Here is a 15,147-nt window from a genome sequence, read left to right as displayed (position 1 = left end):
CAGTTTTATGGTTTATTTTCATTTCTGCTGTTTCCCACAAATTTTCTCCATATTTTTACGTTATCTTACGCAAAATTACATAGGGAACATCGAATAATGAAACGCATACAACCGCGTTGGCAATGGAGCACCCTGAGTTGTGCACTGTTTAGTTTTATCTCCCCAAGCTGGGCGGCTGACACGATTAGCAATGCCACAACAAACAGCACGGTTGTTCAAACAGACCCGGTACAGACACTGGCAACCCTAAAATTTCAAGCAACGCCCGCCCAAGCCAAAGACCCGGATATCAGTGCGGTGGCGAAAACTATTGTCACACGTGAAGAAATGCTGCAATTTGGTGATCAATCCGTGAATGATGCCTTACGCCGTGCCGCCGGTTTTCAGATGCCCACACCGGGACAAGGTCCACGTGGGGGTGGCGGTGCTTCAGCTATGCATTTTCGTGGCGGTGGTGCCCCGGTATTTTTAATCAATGGTGAACCGGTTCAAGGTGGCCCACGCGGTGGCATGTCGGTTGTTGACAGCATCATGCCAGACATGATCGAACGGATTGAAATTACCAAACAGCCAAGTGTCGCTCAGGCTTCTGTGGCATCTTCCGCCGTCATCAATATTATTCTGAAACACCCCCTGGATCATGCCCGCATCAGCGGAACTATCCGTGCAGGATATGGTTTGGCAAAATCTGACCAGAAAGAAGAGGAACGTAAAAATATCAGTGTTCAGGCTGATGGTCGGGATAATGCATGGTTATACAGCCTGTCTGCCAACCAGATGTGGAATGATACCATCTCGATCACCCAGACTCAAAACAGCAGCCAAACCCACGAACAAAAGCGTATTATCGAACGCAAGTCGCAAATGCTGGCACCCCGTGTTGAATATGAACTGGATGACCAGCAGAAACTGGTTGCCGAATTGTTCTATCGCAACAATGAAAGTGACGGCAGCCGTGGCGATCAGACGCAAAATGACAAGAATGACAGCATTCGTTTAAATACCCGTTATGAACGTAAAGACAAGGATAATTCCGACAAAATTCGTCTTTCAGTCGAACAGCAGAACGAAACCGAATCGACCCGGTCACCGCTCTTCAGCAGCTATACCGATGAAACCATCCATGAGTATGGTGTGGCTTATGATGGTGTGCGTAAATTTGATAACATCCGACAACTGAAGTTTGGTACGGATATTCGCTCGAGTGAACTTGAGAGTAATATTACCGATACACTCGATGAACAGCGTTATGCGCTCTATACCGAAGGCAGCTGGAAGTTTACAGACCGGCAAACCGTGACTTTAGGTGCCCGTCAAGAATGGATTCATCGTTCAGGACTTGTGGATTATAGTGACAGTCACTTAAGTCCAGTCTTGGCACATCGTTTTGACTTTGATGATCACTGGTCATTACAAAGCAATATCAGCCAGGCATTCCGCAGTCCTAAAACCGACCAGCTGTTACCTACGGTTTCTGTTTCTACCGATAGCGATGCCGGTAGCCTGAACAATCCGGATCGTGGCGGAAACCCTAATTTACGTCCGGAAAAAATAACCGCCTTTGAATCCACTTTGGGGTATAACACCCCGTCAGGTGGCGTCAACATCACGGCATACCAACGTGAAATTGAAGATTACATTGAGAAAGTGATTCGTCAGGAAGGCTCGCGTTTTGTAGAACGCCCACAAAACCAGGACAATGCCACCACCTATGGGGTTGAAATTGCTGCTCGTTATGCCTTAAAGCAAACTGAAAATGGGCATGCATTGATGTTGAATGGTCAACTGTCGACGGTACGTGCAAAAATTGAAGAGACCAATCATCAGCAACGTTTAGCCAGTGATGTAGCACCTTATACAGCCAGTGCCGGTTTATCTTATAACTATCAGCCCTGGCGTCTTTCTAGCAGTGTCAATCTGAACTATGTTCCTGAATTTACCAGGGCCCTGGATAACCTGCCCTATGACCGTACCAGCAATGAACGGGTCAATGTCGATATCAGTGTGAGCAAACGCTTTGATGATGGCTGGGCAACGACCCTGAGTGCACGCAATATCTTGAGTACAGATTATAAAGAGCGTTTAACCAATCAATCTGATGGCAGCCTGTATGAATCCCGGGTCAATCAGGCCATTCCAAGTGTACTCCTGAGTGTAGAAAAAAAATTCTAACAGGAAAGATAAAAACCGGTGCCAGGCACCGGTTTTTTATATCCAGATAAGGGTTGCATTTATGCCCAGCGGAAAAATTTAATCTTCTGGCCGTTGCCAATTTTCTATGATTTCTCAACCAGTCAGGATTTTTAGCTTTACCCTATCGCCGCCCTCGAAACTGGTATTCGGGCTTAAATATCAATCTGATTCTTAGGGCTTTTTAATGGTTGATCACCTGAATATGATTCAAACATGCTAAAGTTTAAGAACCTTTCATACATGGCTTGCAAGATAGCCTTGATATGAGTAAACGATGCATCAAAAATAGATAACCGGGCAATATTAATAAAAAAATTATAAAATTCAAAAACTTAAAATGGTAGGTGTTTGGTAGGTAGGTTTTTTTTCAGCTTCATTCGATACTCCAATTACGGTGAGAGTCACCGATAATATAATGAATGGTAGAAGGAATCGCACCATGGCTTTTAAAAATATTGCAGATCAAACCAACGGTTTTTATATTCCCTGTGTTTCACTTTTCGGCCCAGGCTGTGCCAAAGAAATTGGAACAAAAGCGCAAAATCTAGGTGCCAAGAAGGCCTTGATTGTAACTGATGCAGGTTTATTCAAATTTGGTGTCGCAGATACTATCTCAAACTATTTAAAAGATGCTGGCGTTGACAGTCATATTTTCCCGGGTGCAGAACCAAACCCAACCGACATTAACGTACATAACGGCGTTCAAGCCTATAATGAACAGGGTTGTGATTTTATTGTTTCTTTAGGCGGTGGTTCATCACATGACTGTGCTAAAGGTATCGGCCTGGTGACAGCGGGTGGCGGTCATATTCGTGACTACGAAGGGATCGATAAAAGCACTGTACCGATGACACCGCTGATTGCGATCAATACCACGGCAGGTACGGCTTCAGAAATGACCCGTTTCTGTATTATTACCAATACCGATACCCATGTAAAAATGGCCATTGTTGACTGGCGTTGTACCCCACTGATTGCCATCGACGATCCTAAACTGATGATTGCCAAACCAGCCAGCTTAACTGCGGCAACCGGTATGGATGCATTGACTCATGCTGTTGAAGCCTATGTATCAACTGCAGCCAATCCAATCACCGATGCCTGTGCCGAAAAAGCAATTACCATGATTAGCGAATGGCTTAGCCCGGCTGTTGCCAATGGTGAAAATCTTGAAGCACGTGATGCCATGAGCTATGCACAGTATCTTGCAGGTATGGCTTTTAACAATGCATCTTTAGGTTATGTTCATGCCATGGCGCATCAGCTGGGCGGTTTCTATAATCTGCCACACGGTGTTTGTAATGCCATTCTGCTTCCGCATGTATCTGAATTTAACCTGATCGCCTGCCCGGATCGCTATGCGAAAATTGCACAGTTAATGGGAGTCAACACTGAAGGCCTAACGGTAACTGAAGCTGCATTTGAAGCCATCAATGCCATTCGTCAACTTTCTGCTTCTATTGGTATTCCATCTGGTTTGGCTGAACTGGGTGTCAAAGAAGCTGATCTTGCTATCATGGCAGAAAATGCGCAAAAAGATGCCTGCATGCTGACCAACCCACGTAAAGCTAACCATGCTCAAGTGGTCGATATCTTTAAGGCAGCATTGAAACCTAATGCATCGGTAGTCGATTTTAAAGCAGCAATGTAATACCTCCCTGTAAGTCTTCTATCCAATTCTTTGACTTACACTTTTAGCAACCCATGTTCGCACTTCGTCAAGAAGTGCGCCAAGAAAAGAAACCATTTCCCTTTTCCTGGCTGATCCTGTGTCCTTGATGACAGGATAAGAACTGTGGTTGCTTTTTTTTATGAAAATAATTCAATTTGACAAATTACCACTCATCATGAAGGATAAGAGAAAACAAATTCTTCTCTATGAGTATAAAAATGAGCAATGGCAACACCGCCCCACTTTATCAACGCGATATCTTAGGCCCAAGTTATGAACAGGCCACTTTAAATTTCCCGGATGATTATGAAGGTCAGGTTACGGCGACCTTAGTCAGAAAAAAAGCCGACCAAACCACATCCAAAGCTGTGTTATATATTCATGGCTTTATTGATTATTTCTTCCAGACGGAAATGGCCGAACAGTTCAACCAGCATGGTTTTGACTTTTATGCACTCGATTTACGTAAATATGGCCGCTCCATTCTGCCGCATCAAAAATATTATAATGTGCGTGAAATTGCCGAATACGATGCCGAAATTACCGAAGCCTTAAACATTATAGGCGCAGAAGGCCATGATGCCATTTTACTCAGTGGCCATTCTACCGGTGGCTTAACCACCACACTGTATGCGGCACATCATCCAGAGCATCCTTTAATTAAGGCACTCTGGGTCAATAGTCCGTTTTATGATTTCAATATGAACCCGATCAAGAAAAAATTGGGCATTCCCAATTTAAGCCGGGTGGGTAAAGTTTGCCCGGATTTAAAATTTCCCAGTGAGCTGAACAAATGGTATGTTCCCAGTCTGCATAAAAATCTGCATGGCGAATGGGACTTTAATCTGGACTGGAAACCGCAGTCTTACCCTCTGGTTCGCTTGAGTTTTGTTCGGGCCATTTTTGAAGCACAGAAAGAAATCCATCAGGGAGTCAGCTTAACGGTACCCGCTTTGGTAATGCATTCAGATCAAAGCAAAAATCCAAAAAAATGGCATCAATATGCGCAAAGCAGTGACGTGATTCTAGATGTCAAACATATCGACAAATATGCCAGAAAAATCAAAGGTGATGTCACCATTGCTAAAATCAAGAATGGCTTACATGATCTGGTCTTGTCGGAAAAATCGGTACGCCAGAATGTCTATCTGCGGCTGTTTGAATGGCTAGAAATTAAAGGGCTGTAAATCTATCTTACAGCTCTCAAGCATCCTTATATTTCAGCAGGGTTTGATGCACAGGGTGCGTTTTGGGCATCAGCTCAATCAGGCGCTCCACCGCATCAATCGCCTCAGGGAATCGAGCCACGTGTTTTAGCAACACATCAGTTTCATTGGCTTTAAAGATGGCATCACTTAAACGTGATTCCAGACAATCGCGCCAGGCACATAAAAAAGGACTTTCGGTTTTGGCTAAAAATACACCAGTACACAGTTTTAAGGCCGAATCGATATAGCCGGCATCCAAAGACTGTTCTGTCAATAAAAAGTCAGCCTCTACATGTGCCAATAAACGATAAGGTCTGGAACCCAGCATACCGCCCAGTACATCACGCAACTGCGACATTTCTGCTTTTAAGGTGCCTATACTGACTTTTCGTTCCCCGTATAGAGCCTGATGCAGGGTATCCAGGCTTAAACCTTGCGGACATAACGCCAAGATGGTCAAAATTTCAATTTGGCGGGGGGTCAGAACCAGCACCTTGCCATTAAACAAAACCTGAGGCACGGAAAAAGCCCGAATAAACAGGCGCTGCTTTTGGTATTCCAGCAAAGCCGATTGAATAATCGAAGCACAGCGTTCCGCTGCAAGTAGTCCCAAACTGTTATGCTTTTGCCAGGTAGTCGACAGGTCAATCACCCCTAACACCTGCTTGGAATAAGGATCAATAATCGGGGCAGCATAACAGACCCAATCATGAATGGAAGGCATATAATGTTCATTGGAAAACACACAACTCGATTGCTGGGTTTTTAATGACAGTGCCAAGGCATTGGTTCCAACCAGTTCCTCGCGCCATTGCCCGCCTTCAATAAAATGCACACTTTCTGCTGCACGCTGCATTTGTGGGCTGGAAGCTGACCAGATAATGGTGCTACCGATATCCCCGACTGCAATTACCATCGAAGACTGTTCGGCAATATGCTTTAAATCCTGTGCGCAATGTTGCAAGGCATTTGCCAAAGCCGAAGGATAGGTTTCTTTTTGTAAGTGAACCAGTGGGGCAGCCAAGCGATCCTTGGGAATTTCGGCCGAGGATGAACGTTGCCAGGAACTCGCAATACTTTGACCCAGCTGTTCCGCATGTAAGGCAGATAAACTGCTACTTTGCCTAAACTGATCAATTTTATGCCTTTTTTGCATCAAATTTTGTTTTGTCATCATTCCTTATTCTCACAACAATTCATGATTTACATCCACTGTAATCGCTATTTTTTATGCTGGATTGAAAAGATTGTAAACCTTCTTGTATCCAACCTTTCTCCAACCTTATTCAGGTTATGCTAATCATATAATGTACACAAGTACCTTATATACCAAAGCTGTAGATACGGTTTTAAGACACTAAAATAAGCAAAGGAAATACATATGCGTTACGTCGATCCTAATCAACCTGGTTCAAAAGTTCAGTTTAAAGCCCAATATGAAAACTTCATTGGTGGACAATGGGTAGCGCCTGTCAAAGGAGAGTACTTTGACAATATTTCACCTGTAGATGGTAAAGCTTTCACCAAAGTTCCGCGTTCTAGCGTTGAAGATATTGAGCTTGCTCTTGATGCTGCACATAAAGCCAAAGCACAATGGAACAAGTCATCGCCAACGACCCGTTCCAATATCCTGTTAAAAATTGCCGACCGTTTAGAAGCCAATCTGGAACTTTTGGCAGTTGCTGAAACTTGGGATAATGGTAAGCCGATTCGTGAAACCCTGGCTGCCGATATTCCTTTGGCAATTGATCATTTCCGCTATTTTGCCGGCTGTATCCGTGCACAAGAAGGCGGCATTTCAGAAATCGATGAAGATACTATTGCTTACCATTTCCATGAACCTTTAGGTGTAGTCGGACAAATCATTCCGTGGAACTTCCCGATTTTAATGGCAACCTGGAAACTGGCACCAGCTTTGGCTGCAGGTAACTGTATTGTTTTAAAACCGGCTGAACAAACACCGGTCAGTATTCTGGTACTGGTTGAACTGATTCAGGACCTGTTGCCTGCAGGTGTATTAAACATTGTAAATGGTTATGGCGTTGAAGTGGGCCGCCCATTGGCTACCAACCCACGTATTGCCAAAATTGCATTTACTGGCTCAACAGCTGTCGGTCAGCAGATCATGCAATATGCCACCGAAAATATTATTCCGGTAACCTTAGAGCTAGGTGGTAAATCACCAAACATTTTCTTTGAAGATGTCATGGCGCAACAAGATGACTACCTAGAAAAAGCGCTAGAAGGCTTTACCATGTTTGCCCTGAACCAAGGGGAAATCTGTACCTGTCCATCACGTGCTTTGGTTCAGGAAAGTATTGCAGACCAGTTCCTGGAACTCGCAGTAGAACGTGTGAAACGCATTAAAACCGGTCATCCACTGGATACTGAGACCATGATTGGTGCACAGGCTTCTCAAGAACAGCAAGACAAGATTCTGGGATGTATCGCAACCGGCCGTGGAGAAGGTGCTCAACTATTGACAGGTGGTGAAGCACGCCATGAAGTTGGCCAAGGTTTCTACATTGAACCGACCATTTTCAAAGGCACCAATGACATGAGAACGTTCCAGGAAGAAATTTTTGGACCAGTACTCGCAGTGACCACCTTTAAAGATTTTGATGATGCCATCAAAATTGCCAACGATACCATTTATGGTTTAGGTGCTGGTGTCTGGTCACGTTCAGCGCATACGTCATATCGTGCAGGCCGTGCGATTGAAGCAGGTCGTGTATGGACCAACTGTTATCATATCTACCCTGCACATGCTGCATTCGGTGGTTATAAAAAATCAGGTATTGGACGTGAAAACCACAAGATGATGCTGGATCATTACCAGCAAACCAAAAACTTGCTGGTGAGCTATGCCACCAAGCCAATGGGCTTCTTCTAAACAGAACGTTGTATCAAGTATCTCAAAAGCGAACTTCGGTTCGCTTTTTTGCTTTAAATTGCAAACGATCAACAGAGAAATCTTCATTTTTCTGACTATTCAGGCTAAATTGCTATGATTCCTTCTCCATGAAAACAAAAGCATGATAACTATTCCTTCAGACTTTCCTGACACCATTTATGCCATTCAACATCTTGCCTTTGAAGACCTGGGGGCATTTGAAGATGTCTTTTATCAACTCGGTTTTCGGGTGCGTTATTTTGAAGCTGGTGTAGATGATTTAACCAAAGCATTTCAGCATAAAGGTTTGACCATTATTTTAGGTGGACCAATTGGAGTGTATGAAACAGATGACTACCCTTTCTTACAACAAGAAATAGACTTACTTAAAGTTCGCCTAAAAGAAAACTTGCCAACTTTAGGCATCTGTCTGGGTGCTCAACTGATTGCTCATGCCCTGGGTGCCAAAGTGTATGCAGGCCATCAAAAAGAAATTGGCTGGAGCCAACTCAGCATTACAGATACTGCAAATAATCTGCTTGAGCCATTAACTGGAACTGCTGTATTACACTGGCATGGCGATACTTTCGATTTACCTGAACAGGCTACATTATTAGCAGGTTCAGAGATTTATCCTCATCAGGCATTTTCTGTGGGGAAAAATATTCTGGCCTTACAATTTCATCTTGAAGTGGCCCCAGAAAGTCTGGAAAAATGGCTGATTGGCCATACCTGCGAATTAAGAAAAGCTAACGTTAATATTCCGGCTTTGCGAGCCGACAATCAACGCTATGCCACTGCATTAGCATTGCAGGCACAGGCTGTATTGCAGGCATATCTCAAACAGATTTCAGCAATTTAAAGTAAAATTTCAACCAATAAAAAAGCACCCTCTCAAGGGTGCTTTTTTATTAGCCAATTCAGGCTTATTTTTTCGCAGGAACAGAAGCTTCAGTGGTAATGTTTACCGTGATTTTATCACCCACATTTGGTATATAAGCCCCTACGCCAAATGCTGAACGGTTGAATGAAGTCGTGGCATTGAAACCAATAGCCTCTGCTTTAGTCATTGGATGTACACCCTGCTTATTTAATACTGCATCCAAAACTACCGGCTTAGTTACATCTTTCACGGTCAGGTTACCCGTGATTTTGTATTTGTTTTTACCTAAAGCTTGAACCTTGGTACTTTTAAAAGTGATGTTAGGATATTTGGCTGCATCAAAAAAATCTGCTGTTTTTAAATGCTCATCCAATGCTTTTACATTGGTATTTAAACTCGATAAAGGAATGGTCACATTCACAGATGAATTTGCAGGTTTTGCATTATCGACGTTAATGGTACCTTGAATGTCACTAAAGTTTGCAGATGGGGTAGAAAAACCAAAATGGTTCCAAGTAAATACAGTAGCTGTATGGGTTGGATCAATTTGGTAAGCCACAGGTTTTGCCAAAGACAATGTTGCTACCGATGCAACCGCCAAACCTAAAGTTATTGCTTTGAAATTCATGTGTCATTATCTCGCTTTGGAATGGTTATTAGTCTATACCTTTCTTATCTTAATTCACCGATATAGATAAAACGATATGTTGCAAGAATAGAACAATTACCGGTTATCTAGCTCCATAAATGAAATGATGTGGTCACCTCATCTTAATATATTGATCATCATCATCATTTATTTTAAACCCTGATTCACAATTTTATGTCTTTATCACTTGTTTCTGTTTTTATTAAATATTTAATACAAAAATATACAGTTTATAAAAATTATGATCAATGAATGAAAAGTACAGTCCGTCTACTCTTAACTATTGACATTTTTAAATGTCCAAAATAATAAAAGCCCCATCAGGGGCTTTTTAAAGATGTTTCATCTTTATAACTTTTCAACCAAAATACGGTCGATTTGCTTTAAACCGGTATGCTTTTCATGATTCTTACGGCGGATCTTGATCACCTTGTCTTCCTGCAAGTCTTGCAGCATGAGTTCCACAGCAACCATAGCATCAAGTTCAAGGTCTGCACCAATCCATTTCTGTTCACCAGCATCCATCAGGACAATTTCATCATTAATCTGATCATAAAGGCTCATATTTTCCTCACTTGGGGCAATCATGCACCCCGGGCTGAATACTGTATGAATGAATTAATTTTAAACCTAGACGTTTAAATCATTCGTTACAAATCGTTATTTCTGCAATGAAAAACGCCCCTTTTGCTGGGGCGTCTTTTTAACCGGTTAATCAGATTGATTAAGCGGTAATGTCTTTTACTGCTGCAACAACCGCTTCAGTGGTAATACCGAAATATTGATACAAGTCTTTCGCAGGTGCAGATTCACCGTATGTGGTCATACCGATCACGCGACCGTCCAGACCTACAAATTTCCACCAGTAATCGACATGCGCAGCTTCAACCGCTACACGCGCCCGAATGTTTGAAGGAAGAACTGCCTCACGGTAAGCCGCATCCTGTTTTACAAATTCTTCAGCACATGGCATAGACACTACACGTACACCTTCAAGTTGTGCATACGCTTCCATTGCCAATGAAACTTCAGAACCAGTCGCAATAATAATAGCTTTTAATTCACCTTTTTCTTCAGCCAGAACATAACCACCTTTAGCGACGTTCTCAATTTGTGCTTGAGTACGCGTTTGGAATGGTAAGTTTTGACGAGAGAAGATCAACGCTGTAGGACCTTCACTACGTAACAATGCAGATTTCCATGAAATAGAAGCTTCTACAGTGTCACATGGACGCCAGGTATTTAAGTTTGGTGTGCCACGTAAAGAGGCAATTTGTTCTACCGGTTGATGCGTAGGACCATCTTCACCCAGACCGATTGAGTCATGGGTATAGACATGAATCACACGCTGTTTCATCAGTGCAGACATACGGACTGCATTACGTGCGTATTCCATGAACATCAGGAATGTTGCAACGTAAGGGATGAAACCACCATGCAATGCAACGCCGTTGGCAATTGCAGTCATACCAAATTCACGTACGCCGTAATGAACATAGTTACCCGCCGGATTGTCTTGTACGCCTTGCGCACCTTTCCACAAGGTCAGGTTTGAACCTGCCAAGTCAGCAGAACCACCCAAAACTTCTGGCAACAATGGTACAAGTGCTTGAAGTGCATTTTGACTTGCTTTACGCGTTGCAATGGTTTCAGCTTTTGCATTCACTTCAGCAATATAAGCATCTGCTTTAGCGACAAAATCAGCCGGTAATTCACCGCTTAAACGACGTTTAAGTTCAGCCGCTTCAGTTGGGTATTTTGCAGCATATGCAGCAAAAGTTTCATTCCATACAGATTCAGATTGAGCACCTTTGTCTTTGGCATCCCAAGCTGCATAAACGTCAGCAGGAATTTCGAATGGACCTTCAGTCCAACCCAAAGCTTCACGCGTCAAGGCGATTTCGTCATTACCCAGTGGTGCACCATGACAATCTTCTTTACCTTGTTTGTTTGGTGAACCTAAACCAATAATTGTTTTACAGATAATTAAAGTCGGTTTAGCCGTTTCAGCTTTTGCTGCAACAGTTGCTTGACGGATCGCATCGCTATCGTGACCATCCACTTTAATCACTTGCCAACCATAAGCGTGGAAACGTTGTTCTGTATCGTCAGAGAACCAGCCTTCTACTTCACCATCAATAGAAATGCCATTGTCATCGTAATAAACGACAAGTTTACCCAGACCCAAAGTACCTGCAAGTGAACATGCTTCATGAGAAACACCTTCCATCAAGCAACCATCACCCAGGAAACAGTAAGTGAAGTGGTCAACCACTTTGATGTCGTCTTTGTTAAATTGAGCAGCTAAAGTTTTTTCAGCCAGCGCAAAACCAACCGCATTGGCAATACCCTGACCCAATGGACCAGTCGTGGTTTCAATCCCTGGTGCATAACCTAATTCAGGGTGACCTGGGGTTTTAGAATGTAACTGGCGGAAAGATTTTAAATCTTCAATAGAAAGATCATAACCGGTCAAATGCAATAATGCATATTGCAACATAGAGCCATGGCCGTTAGACAATACAAAACGGTCACGGTTGGCCCATTGCGGGTTTTGCGGGTTATGATTTAAAAATTCACGCCAAACGACATCAGCGATGTCTGCCATCCCCATCGGAGCACCTGGATGTCCTGAATTTGCTTTTTGCACAGCATCCATTGCCAATACACGAATTGCGTTTGCAATACGACGTTCGTTAAGCGGGGTTGTCATAGGTCAGAGTCCAACTAAATCGTTTAAAGAATATGATGAATAGGAAAATTCAAAGCTGGCTATATTGTCTTAAAAAAACAGCAAAGGGTAAAGTCTAATAGCCAACATTTCGGCATTTATTCACCACTGGACATACTTTAATGCAGGCAGAGCTCAATTTCACATCATTTGCAGCGACTTAGCGCATGATTAAATACCTTGGCTTATTTAATCTAAAATTTATATATGACACTTTAACCATTATTAATTGCATGAGCGTTGTTTCACCAGTTGCTTTTATTTCTTTATGTGAGAAAAGATAAAGAGTATCCAACAATGATAAAAAAACCTTTACTTTGGCTATTGAATATAGCCTTTAAAGCTTTTCCTCATTTACAGAATCATTTTATTGTTTATGCTTTGATAAATGCCCGCTACAAAATTACAGGGTAAATTAGATTTTTGGCCTTACCCAATTGATGAATAAACACTCAAAAGCTTAAAAAATGAATTTGATTCACTTTAAACAAAACTAACTGAAAAATTTAATTCCTCTTAACTGTATCGCTTCACTTTTATAAAGTTTCATCCCGTCAGGCTTTTTTCAAAATGATTTTTTGTCGAAGTTAATATATAACAATAATATATATAAATTTTTAAATGATTAAATATATTTATAATCGTTTTTGATTAAATAGAAATGCTTTTGAAGCAAGGATTAAATATTTGCTTAAGCAAATTTTTGTTATAAGCAAAATACTATTTCAGGCTCATTTTTAACGACTTATCAGTTTTTTAGATGCCCATATCAATTAAAAAGTCATTGAATTGAAATAAATTCATCCATTTTTATCGTCTAGAACTGGTCCAAAAGTCCAACTCGATGTAACATATCGCGTCTTTTGAATTAACTGTGATAGGACTTATGCGCGAGTACGCTGTATTTACCTCGGAATCTGTAAGCGAAGGCCATCCGGATAAAATGGCTGACCAAATCAGTGATGCTATTTTGGATGCAATCTTAAAAGAAGACCCTTATGCACGGGTTGCTTGTGAAACGCTTGTAAAAACGGGTGCGGTAGTACTTGCCGGTGAAATCACAACAACTGCTAACGTCGACTTTGAAGCAATCGTACGTCAAACCGTAAATGGTATTGGCTATCATCATTCTGACCTCGGTTTCGATGGTTCAACCTGTGCCGTGATCAACATGATCGGTAAACAGTCTCCTGAAATTGCTCAGGGTGTAGACCGCCAAAAACCTGAAGATCAGGGTGCCGGTGACCAGGGCTTGATGTTTGGTTATGCCAGCCGTGAAACTGACGTGTTAATGCCAGCTCCTATTTCATATGCACACCGCTTAATGGAAAAACAGGCTGAGTTACGTCGTAATGGTTCATTACCATGGTTACGTCCAGATGCGAAAAGTCAGGTGACTTTTGCCTATGAAAATGGCGTGCCTGTCCGTTTGGATGCTGTGGTACTTTCTACCCAGCACGATCCTGAAATTTCACAAGCCAACTTAAAAGAAGCTGTGATTGAAGAAATCGTGAAGAAAATCATTCCTGCCGAAATGTTCCATGCAGACACCAAATTCCACATCAACCCGACCGGGATGTTTGTGATTGGCGGTCCTGTAGGTGACTGTGGTTTAACTGGCCGTAAAATCATTGTCGATACTTACGGTGGTATGGCTCGTCACGGCGGCGGTGCTTTCTCTGGTAAAGACCCATCTAAAGTTGACCGTTCAGCAGCTTATGCGGGCCGTTATGTAGCGAAAAATATTGTAGCAGCTGGCCTGGCAGATAAATGTGAAATCCAGGTGTCGTATGCCATTGGTGTGGCAGAGCCTACCTCTATTTCAATCAATACATTTAACACAGCCAAAGTGCCTGAAGAATTCATTATTCAATTGGTTCGTCAACACTTTGACTTGCGTCCATATGGCATTACTCGCATGTTGGATCTGATTCAACCGATGTATAAGCAAACTGCTGCTTATGGTCACTTTGGCCGCCAAGGTTCAGATACTGCATTTACCTGGGAAAAAACCGATAAAGTGGAAGCACTTAAAGCCTCTGCCGGACTGTAATTTTTTCATCAAAAAGCCCACATTGTTGTGGGCTTTTTTATTTCTGCTTTAAAATAATATAGCAAAGCCTACAATGTTATGATCAATCATCGTTTTATGGCATAGGATAAAAATATGGCTGTTATTCTTCAAGTTGACTTCCCTTCTCAAGGTCCATTTGGCGAGGAAATGAGTCAAGCTTATCAACAACTTGCAGAAATCATTAATCAGGAAGATGGCTTGCTATGGAAAATATGGACAGAAAATAGTGCTACCCAAGAAGCGGGCGGTATCTATTTATTTGACAGCCAAGACCATGCAGAAAAATACTTACGCATGCACACTGCACGTCTGCAAAGTTTTGGCATCGATAATATTCGTGGAAAAATTTTTGAAGTGAATAAGCCTCTGTCTACCATCAATCAGGCAGACTTTTTAAATCCATAAAATCTAAAAGTTGCTCAACAAAAAAATCCTGACGGTCAAAAATCAGGATTTTTTCAATCAATCAAACTGAATTCTATTATTGTCTGGTACTAATCACTTCCAGTACAGAAGGTTGCAGAGGAACATCTTGATGATCCTGTAAATAAACATGGCTAATTTTAAAAAGAATAACGGCTGCCAGACAGGTTAAAATACACAAAATCCAGAAACCATAAGGACTTCTTATATTATGTGAACCGCAACTACTACATTCCTTTTCAGTCGATTCAACAACTTTGTTACAACAGGCACAATGATATTGATATAGCATAGCTATGCTCCTACCATTTTTGTTTTTATTTTCCATCTTTTAACACTGATGGACCGGAGTTTCAATAAAATATTAAGCCAGTCTTTTTGGGAATACAAGCTTATTGATCTACAAGTAAAGTCACCCAAG

At 42.0% G+C, this 15,147-nt stretch carries 12 protein-coding genes; 7 read left to right on the top strand and 5 right to left on the bottom strand.

Features of this window, described 5'->3' with window-relative positions; genetic code table 11:
- The first annotated feature begins 96 nt into the window (after window positions 1-96).
- The 3 genes from ABJ384_RS06100 to ABJ384_RS06090 all read left to right on the top strand — a co-directional run bounded on the left by ABJ384_RS06100 (window position 97) and on the right by ABJ384_RS06090 (window position 5,052).
- Window positions 97-2,172 (top strand): TonB-dependent receptor, encoded by a 2,076-nt coding sequence (locus ABJ384_RS06100; RefSeq protein ID WP_349929498.1) that lies wholly within the window; start codon window positions 97-99, stop codon window positions 2,170-2,172.
- 460 nt (window positions 2,173-2,632) lie between these two features.
- Window positions 2,633-3,844, top strand: a complete 1,212-nt coding sequence (locus ABJ384_RS06095; protein WP_180043104.1) for an iron-containing alcohol dehydrogenase — start codon at window positions 2,633-2,635, stop codon at window positions 3,842-3,844.
- Between the two features lie 239 nt (window positions 3,845-4,083).
- Window positions 4,084-5,052, top strand: coding sequence for an alpha/beta hydrolase (locus ABJ384_RS06090; RefSeq protein ID WP_349929497.1), 969 nt, complete (start codon window positions 4,084-4,086; stop codon window positions 5,050-5,052).
- A gap of 16 nt (window positions 5,053-5,068) precedes the next feature.
- On the opposite strand, the gene ABJ384_RS06085 is transcribed toward ABJ384_RS06090, so the two are convergent.
- Window positions 5,069-6,250 (bottom strand): transcriptional regulator, encoded by a 1,182-nt coding sequence (locus ABJ384_RS06085; RefSeq protein WP_166168067.1) that lies wholly within the window; start codon window positions 6,248-6,250, stop codon window positions 5,069-5,071.
- Window positions 6,251-6,454: 204 nt separating this feature from the next.
- On the opposite strand from ABJ384_RS06085, the gene ABJ384_RS06080 reads away from it, so the two are divergent.
- The gene (locus ABJ384_RS06080; RefSeq protein ID WP_180043105.1) at window positions 6,455-7,966 is read left to right on the top strand and encodes an aldehyde dehydrogenase family protein; all 1,512 of its coding nucleotides are present in this window, start codon (window positions 6,455-6,457) and stop codon (window positions 7,964-7,966) included.
- A gap of 142 nt (window positions 7,967-8,108) precedes the next feature.
- Window positions 8,109-8,828 carry a glutamine amidotransferase gene (locus ABJ384_RS06075; RefSeq protein ID WP_349929496.1) on the top strand — a complete coding sequence of 240 codons (720 nt, stop codon included), beginning with the start codon at window positions 8,109-8,111 and terminating at the stop codon, window positions 8,826-8,828.
- A 64-nt stretch (window positions 8,829-8,892) separates the two neighbouring features.
- On the opposite strand, the gene ABJ384_RS06070 is transcribed toward ABJ384_RS06075, so the two are convergent.
- From ABJ384_RS06070 to tkt, 3 genes are all read right to left on the bottom strand, one after another.
- On the bottom strand, window positions 8,893-9,477 hold the full coding sequence (locus ABJ384_RS06070) for a YceI family protein (RefSeq protein ID WP_349929495.1): 585 nt from the start codon (window positions 9,475-9,477) through the stop codon (window positions 8,893-8,895).
- 369 nt (window positions 9,478-9,846) lie between these two features.
- A complete protein-coding gene (locus ABJ384_RS06065) occupies window positions 9,847-10,062 on the bottom strand; it encodes a hypothetical protein (RefSeq protein WP_086195075.1) in 216 nt (71 codons plus the stop codon).
- A 160-nt stretch (window positions 10,063-10,222) separates the two neighbouring features.
- Complete coding sequence (tkt, locus tag ABJ384_RS06060; RefSeq protein ID WP_349929494.1) at window positions 10,223-12,211, bottom strand: transketolase; 1,989 nt, start codon at window positions 12,209-12,211, stop codon at window positions 10,223-10,225.
- A 904-nt stretch (window positions 12,212-13,115) separates the two neighbouring features.
- Here tkt and metK point away from each other — a divergent pair.
- The gene (metK, locus tag ABJ384_RS06055) at window positions 13,116-14,282 is read left to right on the top strand and encodes a methionine adenosyltransferase (protein ID WP_349929493.1); all 1,167 of its coding nucleotides are present in this window, start codon (window positions 13,116-13,118) and stop codon (window positions 14,280-14,282) included.
- Between the two features lie 114 nt (window positions 14,283-14,396).
- Entirely contained in the window at window positions 14,397-14,708 is a 312-nt protein-coding gene (locus ABJ384_RS06050; RefSeq protein WP_300046975.1) for a monooxygenase, read from the top strand.
- A gap of 76 nt (window positions 14,709-14,784) precedes the next feature.
- Here ABJ384_RS06050 and ABJ384_RS06045 read toward each other — a convergent pair whose 3' ends face one another.
- Window positions 14,785-15,018 carry a hypothetical protein gene (locus ABJ384_RS06045; RefSeq protein ID WP_086195071.1) on the bottom strand — a complete coding sequence of 78 codons (234 nt, stop codon included), beginning with the start codon at window positions 15,016-15,018 and terminating at the stop codon, window positions 14,785-14,787.
- Window positions 15,019-15,147 lie beyond the last annotated feature (129 nt).

This window comes from Acinetobacter sp. A1-4-2, from assembly GCF_040233925.1.
Classification (GTDB): Bacteria; Pseudomonadota; Gammaproteobacteria; order Pseudomonadales; family Moraxellaceae; genus Acinetobacter.
This window is presented reverse-complemented; position numbering and strand designations above follow the sequence as displayed.